The sequence below is a fragment of the Metabacillus herbersteinensis genome (assembly GCF_042433335.1).
Lineage (GTDB): Bacteria > Bacillota > Bacilli > Bacillales > Bacillaceae > Metabacillus > Metabacillus herbersteinensis.
The window spans coordinates 68,594-86,189 of sequence record NZ_JBHLVO010000005.1 but is presented as its reverse complement, the minus strand read 5'-3'; the positions used below and the strand labels follow the sequence as shown (position 1 = coordinate 86,189).

At 37.7% G+C, this 17,596-nt stretch carries 20 protein-coding genes and 1 riboswitch; of the genes, 2 read left to right on the top strand and 18 right to left on the bottom strand.

The window, feature by feature from the left end:
- Positions 1 to 76 precede the first annotated feature (76 nt).
- From ACFFIX_RS08795 to ACFFIX_RS08735, 13 genes are all read right to left on the bottom strand, one after another.
- Positions 77 to 1,882 (bottom strand): ATP-binding protein, encoded by a 1,806-nt coding sequence (locus ACFFIX_RS08795; protein WP_378932656.1) that lies wholly within the window; start codon positions 1,880 to 1,882, stop codon positions 77 to 79.
- Entirely contained in the window at positions 1,879 to 2,601 is a 723-nt protein-coding gene (locus ACFFIX_RS08790) for a response regulator transcription factor (protein WP_378932653.1), read from the bottom strand. Before ACFFIX_RS08790 ends, ACFFIX_RS08795 begins: the two co-directional genes overlap by 4 nt.
- Before the next feature lie 114 nt (positions 2,602 to 2,715).
- On the bottom strand, positions 2,716 to 3,891 hold the full coding sequence (gene ccsB, locus ACFFIX_RS08785) for a c-type cytochrome biogenesis protein CcsB (protein WP_378932650.1): 1,176 nt from the start codon (positions 3,889 to 3,891) through the stop codon (positions 2,716 to 2,718).
- A gap of 26 nt (positions 3,892 to 3,917) precedes the next feature.
- Complete coding sequence (gene resB, locus ACFFIX_RS08780) at positions 3,918 to 5,546, bottom strand: cytochrome c biogenesis protein ResB (RefSeq protein WP_378932647.1); 1,629 nt, start codon at positions 5,544 to 5,546, stop codon at positions 3,918 to 3,920.
- Between the two features lie 16 nt (positions 5,547 to 5,562).
- The gene (resA, locus tag ACFFIX_RS08775) at positions 5,563 to 6,084 is read right to left on the bottom strand and encodes a thiol-disulfide oxidoreductase ResA (RefSeq protein WP_378932644.1); all 522 of its coding nucleotides are present in this window, start codon (positions 6,082 to 6,084) and stop codon (positions 5,563 to 5,565) included.
- 90 nt (positions 6,085 to 6,174) lie between these two features.
- Complete coding sequence (gene rluB, locus ACFFIX_RS08770; RefSeq protein WP_378932641.1) at positions 6,175 to 6,909, bottom strand: 23S rRNA pseudouridine(2605) synthase RluB; 735 nt, start codon at positions 6,907 to 6,909, stop codon at positions 6,175 to 6,177.
- Between the two features lie 121 nt (positions 6,910 to 7,030).
- Positions 7,031 to 7,561, bottom strand: coding sequence for a spore maturation protein (locus tag ACFFIX_RS08765; RefSeq protein WP_378932638.1), 531 nt, complete (start codon positions 7,559 to 7,561; stop codon positions 7,031 to 7,033).
- 6 nt (positions 7,562 to 7,567) lie between these two features.
- On the bottom strand, positions 7,568 to 8,155 hold the full coding sequence (locus ACFFIX_RS08760; protein ID WP_378932635.1) for a nucleoside recognition domain-containing protein: 588 nt from the start codon (positions 8,153 to 8,155) through the stop codon (positions 7,568 to 7,570).
- Between the two features lies 1 nt (position 8,156).
- Complete coding sequence (locus ACFFIX_RS08755) at positions 8,157 to 9,299, bottom strand: D-alanyl-D-alanine carboxypeptidase family protein (RefSeq protein ID WP_378932633.1); 1,143 nt, start codon at positions 9,297 to 9,299, stop codon at positions 8,157 to 8,159.
- 333 nt (positions 9,300 to 9,632) lie between these two features.
- Positions 9,633 to 10,121, bottom strand: coding sequence for a YpuI family protein (locus ACFFIX_RS08750; RefSeq protein ID WP_378932630.1), 489 nt, complete (start codon positions 10,119 to 10,121; stop codon positions 9,633 to 9,635).
- 65 nt (positions 10,122 to 10,186) lie between these two features.
- Complete coding sequence (locus tag ACFFIX_RS08745; protein ID WP_378932627.1) at positions 10,187 to 10,573, bottom strand: hypothetical protein; 387 nt, start codon at positions 10,571 to 10,573, stop codon at positions 10,187 to 10,189.
- Positions 10,574 to 10,649: 76 nt separating this feature from the next.
- On the bottom strand, positions 10,650 to 11,246 hold the full coding sequence (gene scpB / locus ACFFIX_RS08740) for an SMC-Scp complex subunit ScpB (RefSeq protein WP_378932624.1): 597 nt from the start codon (positions 11,244 to 11,246) through the stop codon (positions 10,650 to 10,652).
- Positions 11,227 to 11,994 carry a segregation/condensation protein A gene (locus ACFFIX_RS08735; RefSeq protein WP_378932622.1) on the bottom strand — a complete coding sequence of 256 codons (768 nt, stop codon included), beginning with the start codon at positions 11,992 to 11,994 and terminating at the stop codon, positions 11,227 to 11,229. Before ACFFIX_RS08735 ends, scpB begins: the two co-directional genes overlap by 20 nt.
- Positions 11,995 to 12,349: 355 nt before the next feature.
- On the opposite strand from ACFFIX_RS08735, the gene ACFFIX_RS08730 reads away from it, so the two are divergent.
- Positions 12,350 to 12,442 (top strand): YjcZ family sporulation protein, encoded by a 93-nt coding sequence (locus ACFFIX_RS08730; RefSeq protein WP_378932619.1) that lies wholly within the window; start codon positions 12,350 to 12,352, stop codon positions 12,440 to 12,442.
- A gap of 343 nt (positions 12,443 to 12,785) precedes the next feature.
- Positions 12,786 to 13,316: a DUF309 domain-containing protein gene (locus tag ACFFIX_RS08725; protein ID WP_378932615.1), complete on the top strand. Its 531-nt coding sequence runs from the start codon at positions 12,786 to 12,788 to the stop codon at positions 13,314 to 13,316.
- Between the two features lie 21 nt (positions 13,317 to 13,337).
- Here ACFFIX_RS08725 and ACFFIX_RS08720 read toward each other — a convergent pair whose 3' ends face one another.
- From ACFFIX_RS08720 to ribD, 5 genes are all read right to left on the bottom strand, one after another.
- Entirely contained in the window at positions 13,338 to 13,706 is a 369-nt protein-coding gene (locus tag ACFFIX_RS08720) for a GNAT family N-acetyltransferase (RefSeq protein WP_378932613.1), read from the bottom strand.
- A gap of 157 nt (positions 13,707 to 13,863) precedes the next feature.
- On the bottom strand, positions 13,864 to 14,331 hold the full coding sequence (gene ribH / locus ACFFIX_RS08715) for a 6,7-dimethyl-8-ribityllumazine synthase (protein ID WP_378932611.1): 468 nt from the start codon (positions 14,329 to 14,331) through the stop codon (positions 13,864 to 13,866).
- A gap of 22 nt (positions 14,332 to 14,353) precedes the next feature.
- Positions 14,354 to 15,547, bottom strand: a complete 1,194-nt coding sequence (locus tag ACFFIX_RS08710) for a bifunctional 3,4-dihydroxy-2-butanone-4-phosphate synthase/GTP cyclohydrolase II (RefSeq protein WP_378932609.1) — start codon at positions 15,545 to 15,547, stop codon at positions 14,354 to 14,356.
- A 15-nt stretch (positions 15,548 to 15,562) separates the two neighbouring features.
- Positions 15,563 to 16,210 (bottom strand): riboflavin synthase, encoded by a 648-nt coding sequence (gene ribE, locus ACFFIX_RS08705; protein ID WP_378932607.1) that lies wholly within the window; start codon positions 16,208 to 16,210, stop codon positions 15,563 to 15,565.
- A gap of 4 nt (positions 16,211 to 16,214) precedes the next feature.
- A complete protein-coding gene (gene ribD / locus ACFFIX_RS08700) occupies positions 16,215 to 17,303 on the bottom strand; it encodes a bifunctional diaminohydroxyphosphoribosylaminopyrimidine deaminase/5-amino-6-(5-phosphoribosylamino)uracil reductase RibD (protein ID WP_378932605.1) in 1,089 nt (362 codons plus the stop codon).
- A 147-nt stretch (positions 17,304 to 17,450) separates the two neighbouring features.
- Positions 17,451 to 17,595: riboswitch (FMN riboswitch) on the bottom strand.
- Position 17,596: the final 1 nt, after the last annotated feature.

The following is a 17,596-nucleotide window of genomic DNA, read 5'->3' as shown; positions in this document are numbered from 1 at the left end:
CAATGTTACAAGAAAAAGCTTCTTCCCAAGGCGCTTTCGCTTCCTGAATTTGTTTCTTATGAAACAAGATTGTTCGTCAAATTCTATCAGATTCTAGCTTTTTTCGAGGTATATAAAAGCTAAAGGTTGTTCCTTCGTCGACTTTACTGTGCACGGTAATTGTACCTTTGTGGGCGTCAACGATGTTTTTGGCAATGGCTAACCCGAGTCCAGTACCCGATCTTCCTCGTGTTCTCGCTTTATCAGCTTTATAGAATCGTTCAAATACAAATGGAAGATCATCCTCAGGAATCCCACTGCCAGAGTCTTGTACATTAAACTTCAAGCCTTTTTCGACCGATTGTACATTAAATTTCACCAGACCATTTACACTCGTATGTCTAATTGCATTATCAATCAGATTTGTTAAAACCTGTTCAATCCCATCTGGATCTAAGTTAAATTGCGGTTCCTCAAGATTCATAGAAATTTGCAGTGAAATTTGTTTTTCTTTTGCTAAGCCTTGAAATTTCCTGTTGATTTTTTCCATAAATTCAGGGATCAAAATTTCATCATAGGTTAACGAAATATGTCCTGCCTCCATACGAGCTAAGTCTAGCAAATCATTGACAAGACGTCCCATTCGAAGTGATTCATCATAAATAATTTGCGATATTTCTTTTTTCTCTTCATCCGAACTAGCAATATCATCGATAATTGCTTCACTATACCCTTGGAGCATCGCAATTGGCGTTCTCAACTCATGACTAACATTCGCAATAAAATCTTTGCGGAGCTTATCAAGTCTTCGTTCCTCTGTCATATCTCTTAAGACAGCTACAGCCCCACGAACATAGGACTGATTGTATAATGGACTCATCACAAGTACCCAACTTCTACCTTGCAACATAATTTCAATAATTTGTTCTTTTTCGGTATTAACCACACGCCCAAAAAGCTCTTGTGCGTCTGGTGGTAACTCTTCTCCAATTTCAACTTTCATCCCTTGTTCATAGTACCACGCTTGTAAAAAACGTTCAGCCGGAGGATTTGTAACGAGTATCGTTCCATCAATATTAAGAGTAATAACACCATCTGCCATACTACTTAAAATACTTGTTAAATGTTCTTTTTCCTGACTCAGGGCATTAATATGAAATTTAAGTTGTCTACCCATTTGATTAAAAGCAATACCAAGCTCCCCGATTTCGTCATGAGATAAAATTGGAACTTTCTTGTCAAACTTTCCTCTCGCTAACTCCTGTGCAGCCTCACGCATTTTTCTTAGAGGATAGGTGATTCTTGTTGATAAAAAGAAGGCAAATACGGTTGTAAGAATAATTGCAATTCCTGCTGCTAACAATATGTACTTTGTTGTATGCTTAGTCGTTTCATGGACGGCAAGTAAGGATTGTGAAATATAGACAGCACCGTCTTTATCGTCTGTTATCTGATAAGGAACCCCCACAACAAGGACCTCATCTTCTCCATTCATTTTACGAGTTTCATCTTCAGATATAATGGTTCGTTTACTAACTCTTCTGTTTTCATCTAAGACTACAGACAATTCAGGGTCTTTTCTAATCGCTTCAAGGTCAAAATGTGGTATATTCTCATCCTCAAGTGGAGAGATCCAATAAGTAGAATCATCTTCAACAATGACGATGTTTGTAAGCTCATCAACAAGCTCCCAAGCAATTGACCTAGCAAGCGCTTGATCTTCATGGCTCTCTAAAATCACCGAAACTTTGTTTGCAAGTTGTGTGAGCTCTTTTTCGGCTTCATCAACATGGTAGTTTTCGATAAACTCCAGCATTAATATGGTTAAAACAAATAAAACAAACGAAACTAATAATAAAATGGTAATCCAGAGTTTACCTACTACACTTCTCCATAGCATCATTCATTGCCAACCTCAAATTTGTAGCCCACACCCCAGACGGTTACAATCATTTTTGCTGCTTCAGGGGAGACTTTGTTCAATTTTTCACGAAGACGTTTCACATGTGTATCAACTGTTCGTAAATCCCCGAAAAACTCGTATTGCCATACTTCTTTTAATAATTTTTCACGGTCATAAACTTTATCAGGTGTTTTAGCTAAAAAGTATAAAAGCTCATATTCCTTAGGAGTTAAACTTACTTCAATCCCATCTGCTAAAATTCGGTGTGCATCATGCTCAATTGAAAGATGAGGAAATACGATCACATTTTTTGCTTTCGTATCTGTCTTAAGATACGAAGTTTGAGATGAACGTCTGAGCAGCGCTTTTACTCGAAGCACTACCTCTCTAGGACTAAATGGTTTGACTATGTAATCATCTGTTCCAACTTCAAAACCTTGCACACGGTTTGCTTCTTCGCCTTTCGCAGTTAACATGATAATTGGAGTTGCCTTTTTTTCACGTAATTGCTTACATACTTCAATGCCATCAATACCAGGCATCATCAAATCAAGCATTATCAAATCGTAATCATGGTTAAGTGCTAGTTCGAGTGCTTCGTCACCATTCTCAGCTTCTTCAATTTCATAGTTTTCTCTTTCTAAGTACATCCGGAGTAATCTACGAATTCGATCTTCATCATCCACCACAAGTATTTTTCCATATTGATTCTCTTCCATTTGAAAGCCTCCTTTGAATGTTCATTTAAAAAGAAAACCCTCACTGCATAGAGTGAAGGCTTTCTTACAGCAGTGTAAATCATTTTAGATTAGCTTGCTGATACTATCCTAGAATTAAGCATATGAGTGAAGACCTGCAATAACTAAGTTTACAAAGATAAAATTAAACATGATAATCGCAAATCCAATAACTGCTAACCAAGCAGATTTTTCACCATGCCATCCTTTTGAGAGACGCAAATGTAAATAGGCTGCATAGAAAAGAAACGTAATAAGTGCCCATACTTCCTTAGGATCCCAGCCCCAAAAGCGTGTCCATGCAATTTGTGCCCATATCATCGCAAAGATTAGTGCACCTAAAGTGAACACTGGGAAACCTATCGCTATTGAACGATAGCCAATTTCATCAATTAATTCTAAGTTCACGTTTTTTGTAAACGGCTGGATCATAGCTGCTAATCTCTTTCTGAAAACAAGTCTAGCGAGTCCATAAAGAACTAGACCAGCTAGAATGGACCAAATAACAGTATTTAATTTTCTACCATTGATGATTGGTGGTAATTCAACAAATGGCGCCATTTTACCATCGGTTAACATTTCGCCTTCATTAGGACCAACAAGTGCTGGTAACTGATACTCCATTTTAGCTTCTGCTCCAGTTTTATCGACCCAATTAAAGACAACTTCATAATCCATGAATTTAAAAACGCTTGTAATAAGAACAAAACCAAGTGTGATCACAACGATACCCATGACCATTTCAAGCCAGAATCTACTTCTAGATGGTTTTGTTTGATCAACAACTCTAACTAAATGGATGAGTCCTGCAATAAAACTAATCGATAAAATAGCTTGCCCGAGCGCTGCGGTTGTTACATGAATTAATAACCAGTCGCTTTGCAATGCCGGAATTAACGGTGTGATATCTGACGGATACATACTTGCGTAAGCAATTAAAAGAAGTGCTATTGGTAAAGTAAATAAACCCAAGATTGCCGTTTTATAAATGAAAAATAATAAGATGAAAGCAAAAACTAACATCATTCCAAAAGCAGTACCAAATTCATAAAGGTTACTAATCGGAGCATGACCAGAAGCAATCCCCCTCGTTATGAAGTAACCTAGCTGAGACAAAAACCCCACGATTGTGACACTGATAGCAACAGTTGTCCATTTACTCATTTTGTCACTCTTGTTTCGTTTATCACGAATAGAGCCACCAAACAAAAATGTTGCAATTAAGTATAGAATAAATGCGATATACAGCAAAGTACTGCTGAGCTCTGCCACGTTTGTTCCCTCCTTTTGGAAACGTCTTATTCCTTATCCTTTTGATCCTCTGGTATGTTCAATGACGTATCTTTTAAAAGGATGTTAAACTCATTACTAATTCCATACCAGTTTTTATTCGTATGTGCTGCAATAAGAATTTCATTTCCTTTGCGTAAAAACCAAATACGACGGTGATTCCAATACATCCCTTGAATTACGCCAATCATAAAAATTGCCCCACCTATTCCAAGAAACCAAAGTGTAAGGTCTTTACGAACCGTCAAAGCAGTTAAGTTCTTTGTCTCAACACCTTCAAATTTCATTTTGTAGATGTTGTCTTCTGTTGGCTCAATCGTTTGTTGAATAGCCACAAAGCTTGACTCACCCTTTGGTTTTTCTGGTGATATCATTTTAAACACAAAAGCTGGATTATTTGGAACTCGTGTCTTCGTTGCTGGTTGACCTTCATCATCAAAGTAAAAGTCTGGTAAATAGCTTGAAACCACAACTTTATAACCATTTTCAAGATCGTATTCTGTTTCAGGATCTAATAAATCAACTTCAATTTCTCCAAAGCTTTTCTCGGTCTCTTTATCAATTAAGCTAAATTTCATCTTATTTAATTCATTTAACTTATAATCTACTTGATAAAGAGCATAGGAATCATGTTTAAGAGGCTGATTTACTTTAATCTCCTTGTCTTTAACTTTCTCTAATTCTGGTTCTGCACCATGGACAATTTCGCCTTTGCGTTCATATAGGGTCACATTTGATTGATAATTTTTTACTACGCTGCCGTCACCGACTCTAGTAATCGCATCTTCAAACACGTCTTCTTCTTTGTCCTTCTCATAGACTTCCATTATGAACTGATCATTTTTCAAGTAGTACTTGCCTTCTGTTCCAGGGATAACTGATGTTTCCCCTTCTCGAATCCACAAAACTTCATCAACGTACATACCAGGAACAAAGCGGAGCATGGCACCAAATAAGAAGATAATTAGTCCAACATGGTTAACATAAGGGCCCCAACGCGAAAATCTACCCTTTTCTGCAAGTAGGTTTCCGTTTTCTTCTCTGACATTGTAACGACGAGATTTTAATTTATCTTTGACTTGTTGCAATTCTGTATCAGTATTGACGATCGTAGTTGAGCTAAACAGTCTCTGTCTTTTCATAAATGATTCATGCCGTGTAACACCTTGCTTTTTAAGAGCACGGTACAGTGGAACAAAACGATCTAAGCTTGCAATGACAAGTGAAATGCCAATTGAAGCAACAAGAATCATATACCACCATGAACCGAATAAATTATGAAATCCTAACTCATAATAAAGTTGACCTAAAAAGCCATATTCGTCACCGTAAAATTCAGCTGGTGTGACTGTAGGAGGAATGTACATCTCCTGCGGGAAAACCGTTCCCAAAGCTGATGCTAGTAATGTTAAAACAATTAACCATACGCCAACCTTTACAGAAGAAAAGAAGTTCCAAATTTTATCTACAATGGTTTTGTTATAGGTTTGGGAGCGCCTTGCACTGCCATCATAACGCATGTCCAATAGTTTATTAGATTTAGCAGTGCTTTCTAAATCAACCGGCTTGCCACACGATTCACAAAGAATCGTGCCATCTCGATTAACATGTCCACACCCGCATTTAACTTCCTTCATCCTGAAAACTCCCCATTTAAGGTTTAATTCTTTCCATATAATCTCGAACCATTCGCTCCGTCATCGATCCCGAAGTGATTTCGACAACTTTTCCTTCTTTATCTATAAGAAATGTTGTTGGAAGTGGCTTAACGCCATAAGCATTTAAGACTTGTCTATCTTTATCTAACGGAATTGGAAAAGTAAGATTGTGTTTGTCGGCAAAGCTTTTTACTGCAACATTTGATTCAGCTATGTTCACAGCCAAAACCTCAACGCCTTGTGTTTTATAAAAATCGTATTGATTTTGCATGTAAGGCATTTCTTTCTCACAAGGCTTACACCAAGTTCCCCAGAAGTTCAAAAACACACCTTTTCCTCTATAATCAGAGAGCTGATGCTTATTTCCTTCCAAATCGGTTAACACAAAATCCGGAGCCGTACTTCCTACTTTTACTCTCTCTTTACTTGTAAAGAAATTTATATACAATGTATAGGCTAACGCACCGATTAATACTGTTAAAATCAATGAGCGCATGAGCAATCGTCTTTTTTTCATGATATACTCCCCTACTCTAATGCTTTCTAAAGATAGTATAGCACTAAGTAAATGCTACACACTCCGGATTATTTGAAGTTTATGTGAACCTTAGGCGCGGTTTTTACCGTGTAAAACAAGCGCTCGTAGTTGTTTTACTTCATGTGGTGATAATTCACGAGAGTCCCCTGTACTCAATCCGCTTAGTGTTAAGAACGCATATTGCTCTCTTTTTAATTTCAGAACAGGATGTTCAATTGCCTCAAGCATTCTTCTTACTTGGCGATTACGTCCTTCATGGATCGTAATTTCAAGAATAGTTGTTTGTTTTCTTTTGTCAAAAGAGATTACCTTTACTTTTGCTGGAGCTGTTTTACCATCTTCTAAAACAACGCCTCTTTCTAAAATCTTGATACTTTCTCGACTTGGTACTCCTTTTACCTTTGCAACATAGGTTTTTTCAACTTCATATCGCGGGTGCATAAGCGCATTTGCAAATTCGCCATCATTCGTTAATAGTAAAATACCTGATGTATCATAATCGAGCCTACCTACAGGGTATATTCTCTGCTTTATATATGGAATAAAATCGGTTACTACTTTACGATCTTTATCATCTTTAACAGCTGAAATTACACCACTTGGCTTGTACAATAGTAAATAAACAGGCTCTTCTCTTTCTAGAGGAATCCCTTCAACCTCAACACGGTCGTTTTCACCGACTTTGATTCCAAGTTCTTTTACTACTTTTCCGTTCACTTTAACTTTTCCTTCTACGATCAGTTGCTCAGCTTTTCGGCGTGATGCTACCCCCGCATGAGCAATTACTTTTTGTAAGCGTTCCATATCGTTCACCTCGTAAACATATTACTGCTTTCTTAGTCATTTCACAAGTTCGACTAGTCTTATAGCAGGGTATTTACTTTCCCTTCTAATTTATAAAAATAAAAAAACGCCAAAATGGCGCTTATTGAAATAATAACGTAACTATGACAATTGAAGCAACTATCCCGACTAAATCTGCTAATAAACCCACCTTTAGAGCGTCGCCCATTTTTTTTATTCCAACGGCACCAAAATAAACCGTTAAGATATAAAGAGTTGTGTCTGTGCTTCCCTGCATAGTTGCTGCTAGAATGCCGATGAAGGAATCAGGACCATATGTCGCAATTAGATCTGTTGTCATACCAAGTGCAGCTGTTCCTGAGATTGGTCTAATAAAAGCAAGTGGGACAACTTCTGGTGGAATATGAAGGAGATTCAACATGGGCGTCATTAAATTCATGATAAAATCTAAAGCTCCTGACGCACGAAAGATCGTAATTGCTACTAACATCCCCACCAAATATGGAATGATTGACAGAGAGATTTCAATTCCTTCTTTTCCACCTTCTACAAATGCCTCGTACGTAGGAACCTTTTTCAGTGTTCCATATACTAAAATAAAACCGATAATACCAGGGATTAACCACAAAGATATTGCACTAATAAGACCCATGTTCAATCACCCTTTTCTAGTTCTCCTGTAATGGTAATAACGATCAATAAATATTGCACCAATAGCAGAGATAATTGTAGCAAGTAATGTAGGTCCGACAATATTTGTTGGCGATTCTGATCCATAGGTCATTCGAATGGCGATGACAGTAGTCGGAATAAGAGTAATACTCGATGTGTTAATTGCCAAGAAGGTTATCATTGAACGACTAACAGTATCGGATCCTCCATTAAGAACTTTGAGTTGCTCCATCGCTTTAATGCCTAGTGGCGTAGCAGCATTTCCTAATCCAAATAAATTGGCCATCATATTTGATATCATATAGCCCATTGCTGGATGCTCTGCAGGAACCTCTGGAAATAGTCTAGAAACAATTGGTTTGAATATCCTCCCTAAAATTTCCAGCAACCCAGCTTGCTCAGCTATTCTCATCAGGCCAAGCCAAAAAACTAAGACACTAATGAGACCGATTGAGATTGTGACTGCTTCTTTTCCACCCTTAAATACTGCTTCGTTTACTTCTTCCATTGTTCCGTTAAACATTGCGAAGACAATCCCAATAACCGTAAGTAATACCCATATGAGATTAACCATATTAATTTACACCATTGGAAGCGAAAAATAGGTTTCTAAACAGCTCCCAAAATGCACCTTTTGGTTTTTCAACATTGCCATTATCATAATAAATAGGAACTTCAGCAATTCGGTCATCCTCTAGAGTAACTAACATCTTTCCAACCACATCTGGTACGTGCTGATCCTTCTTCCACTCCCCTTTTGGTTGCTGCAAGGAAATCTTCACATGAACCTTTTCCTCTTCCACTGGACTTAGTGGAAAAAGTACATCCCGTTTAATAAAGAGCTTATTTCGATAAAACTCATCGTTTATATTTTGTAGTGTTCCTTTTGGTTTAATGTTTGCGAGTTCATATGCTTTAAATGCATAGTTATGTAGATTAATATGATCTTGCCAGTCATTGGGATCGTTGATCGTTACGACAATCGTATTTAATCCATCCTTTGCTGCAGTTGAAACGAGCGTACGTTTTGCACGAGTGGTATAACCTGTTTTTCCACCTGTACTATACTGATACAATCCAGTTAATAGCTTGTTTTTGTTTTTCCATACTCTGTCCCATTTTTCATTAGGATTCGGTGCACGATGTATTTCTGTCCCTGCAATCTCTTGATAGGTAGGATTTCCCATTGCGTATTTTGTTAATATTGCCATATCATAAGCTGTTGAATAATGATTTTCATGATCATCCAGTCCATGTGGGTTGGCAAATTCAGTATTCAGCATTCCAAGTTCGGCAGCTTTTTGATTCATCAAGAAGACAAATCCTTCAAGACTGCCTCCAACATACTCAGCAATAGCAACAGCAGAATCATTACCGGACCGAAGCATAAGTCCATATACTAAATCCTCTAGCTTTATTTTTTCACCCTTTTGTAAATAAACGGTAGAACCTTCTGCTTTTGTCGCACGTTCACTTACCTTTACCATCTCATCCATCTTACCTGATTCAACAGCCAGAATTGCTGTCATGATTTTTGTAATACTAGCAATTCTTCTTTTCGTATGGGCATCTTTTTCAAATAAAATTCTCCCAGATTCTTGTTCTATTAAAATCGCGCTTCTCGCACTCACCCCTAATGCAGATGAGTGAAGCGGAAGAAGTGTTAACAACAGTACACAAATCATTGCTCCCGCTATACTTCGCTTCCAATGCCACATTTCACCCACGTCCCCTTACTTGTTTTGTACAAGTTTATGCACATGGACAAAGGTTATGAGTGAAAGTAAAAAAAAAGCGCAAGCGCCTTGTTCAGACTCAGGCATAGCATAAGTCAATTCTAAATAGAAGGCGTTCTTTGCCTTCAATTTAGAATTGACTTATGACCTCGAGGGGTCTAGGCGCTGGCAGTTAAAGACGCGACGTCAATCGCCATGACTGCACTAGCACGTCCTGTGCGTCGGAGTTGGATTCAGAAACGCATACTGAGTCTAAAATTATATAAATTCTGATCTTGTAGAAAAAAGAAGTTGTCACCTAGGTGACAACTCCCGTTATTTTGATTGAATTATTTTTGTACGGTAATCTGTTTCGTAATAATCTAGTTCTTCACGAATCGTTTGAAAAGAAGCTTCAAGAGAGACTATTAATTCGTTCAGTGAATGTGGTGTTGGTTGTCGAAATATAATGGCATTTTTCCCTGTATACGCTGAACGGCTATTTTCATACCAAATATCACTTTTTGGATTAAAGAATTCCTCAATACACTGGTGATAAATTCTATATAAAGTTTGTTCAGCAGCAGATTTCCTAAAAGGATCATTTTTCAAAATCACTTGGCAGGCATCAAGTCCCTCTTCACAATAAACGGTGAGTTTTCTAAGGGTGGCCAATACCTCTTTAAAATAGTCTTTTTCACTAGTATGTTCGTCTAGTAAAGAAGTGATGGTTGTCTCGTTTAAATAAGTCGAAAGTTGCTCAACTGTCTTTTCTAAAAATATTTTTGCTTGTTCTGTTTGTGATTTTACTATGGTATTTCCCATTTACTTCACTTCCCTTTCTAGAGATCGCTTGTTATGTAAGAGCTAGTTATCAATCAATACTTTACTTAAATGACAACTCTATTTTTTATTTGCAGCTCTTTTAATAGTTTATGTAGCTTGTCAACATCTAGTCCTTCAAATAGACGAGAAAATTCTTCTGCTGATTTGATATACACTCTCCTACGAGCTAAATAAGTCGAGTGATTAAGTAAACAAACAAGCGCAACAATGTCTTTGAGGTATACTGGATTATCTCCACCCAAAATTAAGTTTTCCTTAAAAGGTGTGTACTGCTGTAAACCTTCTTCAAAGTAACGTACATATAAAACGGATAACTGTTGTTCTTTCCCAGATTCATCTTCGTAAACAACTTCGGATCGATTGAAAAAGTCTTCTGGTGTGTTGGGCTTTTCTTTTTCAAGCTCATAACCATTACAGCTTTTAACTATCAAATTTAGTCACTCCTGCATCTAAAACGAGTTGTTATTTACCAACTATTTTACCATATCTGAGACGAAATTGTGATAATTATTTGATATCTTCAAGGGTTTCGTTGAATTTCTCAAAAAATAAGTCAGCTTCTTCTTGAAAAGATTCGTCTTCCATTTTTTCTGGCAGCGCTGGTAACTCTTTGATAGTTTTCAGGCCGAAGTATTCTAAAAACTCCTTGGTCGTTCCATAAAGGATTGCCCGACCTGTACCTTCAGCTCTCCCAATCTCTTTTACGAGTACTTTTGAAACGAGAGTGTGTAGTGGTCTTTCTGTTTTCACACCACGGACCTCTTCAATTTCAACTCGTGTGATCGGTTGACGATAGGCAATGATTGCTAGTGTTTCTAAAGCAGCCTGTGACAAAGATGTATTTGCCGGCGTTTCGACCAACTTTTTTAAATAGTCAGCATGTTCTTTCTTTGTTGTTAATTGATACATATTAGCAATTTCTACTAAGACAATTCCACGATCATTGTCCTGATAGTCAGCTGATAGTTCCGAAATAATTTCTTTTACTGCGAGTTCATCCTGATCAAGGACTGTTGATAATTGTTTAATCGTTAGTCCTTCATCACCTGCCGCAAACAAGAGGGCTTCCACAATGGATTTCCACTTAATAATCCCCAAGCTCATGAAAATGTTCACTTCCTACTATAAAAATATCTGAAAAATTGTTTTCTTGTTCTATGATGATCGCATTCGTTTTCATTAATTCTAACACAGCTAAAAAAGTGACAACCAATGAGTCTCGATTATTAGATGGAAATAGGTCCATAAAACGCCTTTTGCCAGGTTTACTATTTAGTTGTTGCAATATTTCTTCCATTCTTTTTTCAATTGGAATTTCTTGGCGTGCGATTTTTGTTTGAAGGGGCTTTTGGATTTTTTTCCGACGGAGCATCTTTTGAAACGCTCCAAGCATGTCATAGAGCGTGACATTGATTGCTTGTTTTTCAACACTGGATTGAATTGCATACTCACTTAAATCACTTGGTGCTTTTGTGTAGACTTGTGAACGCTCTTCTTCAAGTGTACGAAGATCTCGAGCCGCCTCCTTGTATTTACGGTACTCAATCAAACGTTGCATGAGCTCTTCTCTTGGGTCTTCTTCAGGCTCAGTACCATACTCATCTTCAAATAATTCTTCTTCATGCTTTGGAAGCAGCATTCTACTTTTTATCGATAGCAGTGTTGCAGCCATTACTAAATATTCCGACGCAACATCCAATTGAAGCTCTTGCATTGTATGAATATAAAACATATATTGCTCGGTAATTTCAGAAACAGGTATATCATAAATGTCGATTTCAAGTCGATTGATTAAGTGCAAAAGAAGATCTAAAGGACCTTCAAAGGCATCAATTTTTACGTGATATTGCAACGTGAATCCCACCAAATTTCTTCTATTCTACTCAAAAATATAACCATCATATAGTATAGAGCATTCTTAACTCATGTCCAACATTAATTTCATAAAAAAAGCGGAAGTGCCTTGTTCAGACCCGACAAGCATAAGACGATTCTAAATAGAAGGCGTTTTTTGCCTTCAATTTAGAATTGACTTATGACCTCGAGGGTCTAGGCGTTGGAGCTGGATTCAGAAACGCATACTAAGTCTAAAATTATATAAATTCTGGTGTTATAAAAAAATGCCTAAAGTAGTTATTCGCCCATACAAAATTTTGTTTTTTTCATATGATACCAATGTAAAAGCTAGACATTAAGGAGGAATTTAAATGGGAGACAAAGGTTTTAACTATGGAAGTGGATTTGCGCTAATCGTTGTGTTATTTATTTTATTAATTATTGTTGGCGCTGCTTGGTTATAAGTAGTAATTAAAGTGGAAGAGCCTTGTTCAGCCCCGACAAGCATAAGACAATTATAAATAGAAGGTGCTTTTTGCCTTCAATTTATAATTGGCTTATGACCTCGAGGCAGTTACATCCGCGACGTCCTGTCGCTGTAACTGCACTAGCACGTCCTGTGCGTCGGGGCTAGGCGCTGGAGCTGGATACAGAAACGCAATCTCGGTAAAAGAAGATTTACTTTTTAGCACAGTAATTTAAGGTTGCCTAATTGGCAGCCTTTTTGCTTTTTCATTTTAAATCAGGAGTCACGGTTCAGAATATGATAAACTAATGAAAATTAAGCACTTAAAAGGTGGAGTTTCTATGTATGATCAAGCATATATCGATTACCTCGTTCATTTTCACGGTGATCGAGATTATTTTGAGTGTCACGAGGTTTTAGAGGAGCACTGGAAAGAGGATCCTCCTAAAGACAGAAAGCTTTATTGGGTAGGACTTATTCAGATTGCTGTGGGCTTGTATCACCAAAGACGTGGAAATTTTCCTGGTGCGAAAAGAATGATGGCTAACGCAATTCGCATACTTGAAAGTGAAGAAGTTGCAATTATAAAACTTGGGTTACATAATGAAAAATTAATCGGTCAGTTAAAACAAAGATTTGAAGAGATCACACTCAAAAAGCCTTATCGTAGCTTGAATTTGCCAATCTCAGATCCAGAGCTTATTAAACTTTGTATAACTAGTTGTAACAAACTCAACCTAGTTTGGTGTCAAGAAAGCAATTTAGCTGATTTATATTTAGTGAATCGACATTCAAACAGAGATAGAAGTGATGTAATTGCTGAGCGTGATAGGATGCTTTTAGAGAAAAGAAAAGGCAGAAATTCATTATGATTATGAATTTCTGCCTTACTATTATTCACAGTCTTCTTGATTTCCTCCACGATTGCATTTGTCAATAAACGCTACAGTATGATCCGTTGATATCACTGTTTTGTTTTTGTAAAGATCAGTTATCGCTGTGACCATCTGTTTTCCTATACCTTGATGACGATGGGACGGGTTTACACTAATGTGCCCGATTTCGACAATGTCGTCGTCTTTAAAAACGACTCCGATTGCTCCAATGATATCCTCTTCTTTCCACAAAAACAACTGCCAATCATCATCTGTTTCATATTGTTTCATGGTTTGTTGCAATTGCTTTAAATCCTTTTCAGTTGGCATGAAGGAAAGTAGACCCATTGCAATCTTTTCGAAACTTTTTTTAAAGCGAATTAACATAGTTACCCCTCATAAACGAAATAGCTTTCTATAATCGAAAGCAAGAGTAGTGCCCAATAAAAATTCTAGAAAAGCATTCCAACTTTAGTTCAAAAAAGTATAACTCCTCTTGACATTATAAACATTATTTCGCTTATTTTAAACAGTTTTCTACAAATTAATGGATTGCTTTTAATAAGTTTGCCATTTCAATAGCTGTTACTGCTGATTCCCAGCCTTTGTTACCAGCCTTTGTTCCAGCTCGTTCAATTGCTTGTTCAATCGTTTCGGTTGTTACAACTCCAAAGATAACCGGTACACCTGTTGACATTGATGCAGAAGCAATCCCTTTTGCAGCTTCATTACATACATAGTCATAATGTGTTGTTGCACCACGGATAACTGTTCCTAATGTGATAACAGAGTCGTATTTACCTGTTTCAGCTAGTTTTTTCGCAACCAATGGAAGTTCAAATGCACCTGGTACCCATGCAACCTCAATATTCTCTGCTTCTACACCATGTCGCTTTAGTGCATCCTCTGCTCCGCCTAGTAATCTGCTCGTAATAAAGTCATTGAATCTCGCCACAACAATCGCAATTCTTAATCCTGATCCAAGTAAGTTACCTTCTAATGTTTTCGTCATTTTCATTCTCCTCTGTATTTAATTAAAAGTGTAAGTAATGACCTAGTTTCTCATGTTTCGTTTTCAAATAGTTTTCATTCTCTTTCTTAGAAGGCATTTGAATAGGTACACGATCTACAACTTTTAAATCATATCCTTCTAAACCTGCAATTTTTCTCGGGTTATTTGTTAGCAATTTCATTTGTGTAATTCCTAAATCCCTTAAAATTTGTGCACCAATTCCATAATCTCTTAAATCAGGAGCGAAGCCAAGCTTTTCATTTGCTTCGACAGTATCATATCCTTCTTCTTGAAGCTTGTATGCTCTCATTTTATTAAGAAGGCCGATGCCTCGTCCTTCCTGTCTCATATAAAGAAGAACACCTTTCCCTTCTTCTTCAATTTGAGCGAGTGCAGCGTGTAGCTGTGGTCCACAGTCACATCTAAAAGAACCAAACACATCACCTGTTAAACATTCAGAATGCACCCTCACTAAAATAGGTTCATCTGGGTTAATCTCACCTTTTACGAGGGCAACATGTTCTTTTCCATCAATAACGTTTGAATATCCAATTGCTTTAAATGATCCATATTCTGAAGGAAGTTTAATTTCTACTTCTCTTTGAACAAGCTGATCTCTCACATTTCGATAATGAATTAAATCCTTAATGGTTATCATTTTCAAATCTAGTTCTGTAGCAATGAGTTTTAAATCTGGCACCCTTGCCATTGTGCCATCTTCTTTAATAATTTCACAAATAACACCCGCAGGTTTAGAGCCAGCTAGTCTTGCTAGGTCAACAGCTGCCTCTGTATGACCAGCGCGGCGAAGAACGCCACCTTCTTTTGCGATTAAAGGAAAGATATGACCTGGTCGTTTAAAGTCTGCAGCCTTTACATGATCGGATAAAAGCGCTTGAATTGTCTCAGAACGTTCGTAGGTACTAATTCCAGTTGTCGTTGTTTTATAATCAACACTGATCGTAAAGGCTGTACCATGAGGATCTGTATTGTGATCAACCATAGGTTTTAAATCTAGTGAGTTTGCAGTTTCTTCTGTAATTGGAACACAGACTAACCCCCGTCCGTACTTAATCATAAAGTTGATTGTTTCAGGAGTTACTCCATCAGCTAAAGCAATAAAGTCGCCTTCATTTTCACGGTCTTCATCATCTACAACAATAACGACCTTTCCAGCTATTAAATCGGTAATTGCTTCTTCTATAGTATGAAACATTTCGTATTCCCCCTTTTAGTTAAAACCGTGCTCTTTAAGAAATGATTCACTTAAAGAGGATTTTACTTGTGGCACATCTTGCTGGACAAACTTCTTAACATACTTCCCTAACATGTCGCACTCAATATTGACAATGTCGCCAACTTCTTTACCACCAACGATCGTTTCCGATAATGTGTGTGGTATAAGTGAAACGGTCACCTTATTTTTTTCTAGACCAAAGATGGTTAAGCTAACACCGTCTATTGTGATTGATCCTTTTAAAATGAGGGTATCCGTTAAAGTTTCTTCTAGTTGTATCTCATAATAAACAGCATTTGCCTCTTTTTGCTTTTTGACTATTTTTCCGGTTCCATCCACATGACCTGAAACAAAATGTCCGCCAAAACGGCCATTTGCAGCCATCGCACGTTCTAAATTTACTGATGAACCTTGAACTAGTGAATTTAAAGAAGTCGCTTTTACCGTTTCAGGCATTACATCCACTGTAAATGCTGAATTCGTATTTGTAGTAACTGTTAAACAAACGCCGTTTACTGAAACGCTATCCCCTAGATGAACGTCTTCGAGTACTTTTGAAGCTTTAATCGTCAAAATAATTGCTTGACTTGAGCTTTGGATACGTTCTACCCTACCGATTTCTTCAATTATACCTGTAAACATCGTTTCAACCTTTCACTGGTGTAGCAACGATTTTAACGTCACTCCCAATTTGTTTAATTTCACTTATAGTTAAAGACAAAACGTCCTCCATGTTTAAGAACCCTTTACCACCAATCATAGCTGGCGTGTCTTTTCCACCTATTAGTTTAGGAGCGAAATAAGTGATGATTTCGTTGAACGCTTTTTCATTTACAAAACTATCATGCACAGTTGATCCACCTTCCACATATAAGGAAGTGATATTTTCTAGACCAAGCTTGGTAAGCAAATCATCAATCTTTATCGTTTCACTAGGTAAAGTGATAACTTTAACTCCTCGTTCATGAAACAACTCTACTCGGTCACCATCGACTTGATTTCCGGTAATGATCCACGTCGGAGCACATTGATCATTTACCACCCGAGCAGAAACAGGTGTCCGTAGATGAGTATCCAATATCAATCGAATTGGCTGACGTCTCGCACCTTCAAGTCGGCAAGTTAAACTGGGATCATCTTTTAAAATGGTGTTGACACCGACTAGGATCGCATCATGTTCCGCTCGAGAGTGATGCACATCTTCTCTTGCTTCACTTCCTGTAATCCACTTACTTTCACCTGTTGATGTTGCGGTTTTACCGTCTAATGAAGCAGCTACTTTTAACGTCACAAACGGTGTTTTTGTTTGAACATAATGGAAGAAATGTTTATTTAGTTGTCTAGCTTCATCCTGCAGAACGCCAATTTCTACTGTGATGCCTGCGTCTTTTAACCGATTTATCCCACTCCCTGCTACGAGTGGATTAGGATCCTTCACTGCAATAACTACTCGTTTAACTTTTGATTCAATAAGTAGATCCGCGCATGGTGGTGTTCGACCATGATGGCTGCAAGGCTCAAGAGTAACGTACACAGTTGAACCTACTGTCTTTTCTCCAGCCATTCTAATTGCATGAACCTCTGCATGCGGTTCACCTGCTCTAAGATGAGCACCCATACCAACAATTCGACCATCTTTTACAACAACAGCACCAACTAAAGGGTTCGGACTAGTTTGTCCTTTTGCCTGTCTAGCTAGCATTAAAGCAGTCTCCATGTATTCTACATCTCTCACATAAGCACCCCTTTATTAAAGAACAACATTAAAAGCCCTAGTCAATGAGACTTGGGGCTTTGTGAGAGAATTTTATTTGAGCATATCAAATAAGAGTATCATTTCCCGATTTTTTCAGAAAAATAATACCCACGCAACTTAAGTTGCGCAATCCTTCTCCCATCCAGACTTTAACTGTCGGCCCTAGATTTTCACTAGATCCACCGCTAACAATTGTTAACGGGTCACGGACTTAGAGGCGTTTGACCTCATCACCGCCGGTAGGGAATTCCACCCTGCCCCGAAGGATTCTA

What these genes read in the sequence shown, in the direction of transcription:
- ACFFIX_RS08795 (WP_378932656.1), bottom strand. Translation starts at nt 1,882, where the DNA reads ATGATGCTATGGAGAAGTGTAGTAGGTAAACTCTGGATTACCATTTTA.
- ACFFIX_RS08790 (WP_378932653.1), bottom strand. Translation starts at nt 2,601, where the DNA reads ATGGAAGAGAATCAATATGGAAAAATACTTGTGGTGGATGATGAAGAT.
- resB (WP_378932647.1), bottom strand. Translation starts at nt 5,546, where the DNA reads ATGAAGGAAGTTAAATGCGGGTGTGGACATGTTAATCGAGATGGCACG.
- resA (WP_378932644.1), bottom strand. Translation starts at nt 6,084, where the DNA reads ATGAAAAAAAGACGATTGCTCATGCGCTCATTGATTTTAACAGTATTA.
- rluB (WP_378932641.1), bottom strand. Translation starts at nt 6,909, where the DNA reads ATGGAACGCTTACAAAAAGTAATTGCTCATGCGGGGGTAGCATCACGC.
- ACFFIX_RS08765 (WP_378932638.1), bottom strand. Translation starts at nt 7,561, where the DNA reads ATGGGTCTTATTAGTGCAATATCTTTGTGGTTAATCCCTGGTATTATC.
- ACFFIX_RS08760 (WP_378932635.1), bottom strand. Translation starts at nt 8,155, where the DNA reads ATGGTTAATCTCATATGGGTATTACTTACGGTTATTGGGATTGTCTTC.
- ACFFIX_RS08755 (WP_378932633.1), bottom strand. Translation starts at nt 9,299, where the DNA reads ATGTGGCATTGGAAGCGAAGTATAGCGGGAGCAATGATTTGTGTACTG.
- ACFFIX_RS08750 (WP_378932630.1), bottom strand. Translation starts at nt 10,121, where the DNA reads ATGGGAAATACCATAGTAAAATCACAAACAGAACAAGCAAAAATATTT.
- scpB (WP_378932624.1), bottom strand. Translation starts at nt 11,246, where the DNA reads ATGAGCTTGGGGATTATTAAGTGGAAATCCATTGTGGAAGCCCTCTTG.
- ACFFIX_RS08730 (WP_378932619.1), top strand. Translation starts at nt 12,350, where the DNA reads ATGGGAGACAAAGGTTTTAACTATGGAAGTGGATTTGCGCTAATCGTT.
- ACFFIX_RS08725 (WP_378932615.1), top strand. Translation starts at nt 12,786, where the DNA reads ATGTATGATCAAGCATATATCGATTACCTCGTTCATTTTCACGGTGAT.
- ACFFIX_RS08720 (WP_378932613.1), bottom strand. Translation starts at nt 13,706, where the DNA reads ATGTTAATTCGCTTTAAAAAAAGTTTCGAAAAGATTGCAATGGGTCTA.
- ribH (WP_378932611.1), bottom strand. Translation starts at nt 14,331, where the DNA reads ATGACGAAAACATTAGAAGGTAACTTACTTGGATCAGGATTAAGAATT.
- ACFFIX_RS08710 (WP_378932609.1), bottom strand. Translation starts at nt 15,547, where the DNA reads ATGTTTCATACTATAGAAGAAGCAATTACCGATTTAATAGCTGGAAAG.
- ribE (WP_378932607.1), bottom strand. Translation starts at nt 16,210, where the DNA reads ATGTTTACAGGTATAATTGAAGAAATCGGTAGGGTAGAACGTATCCAA.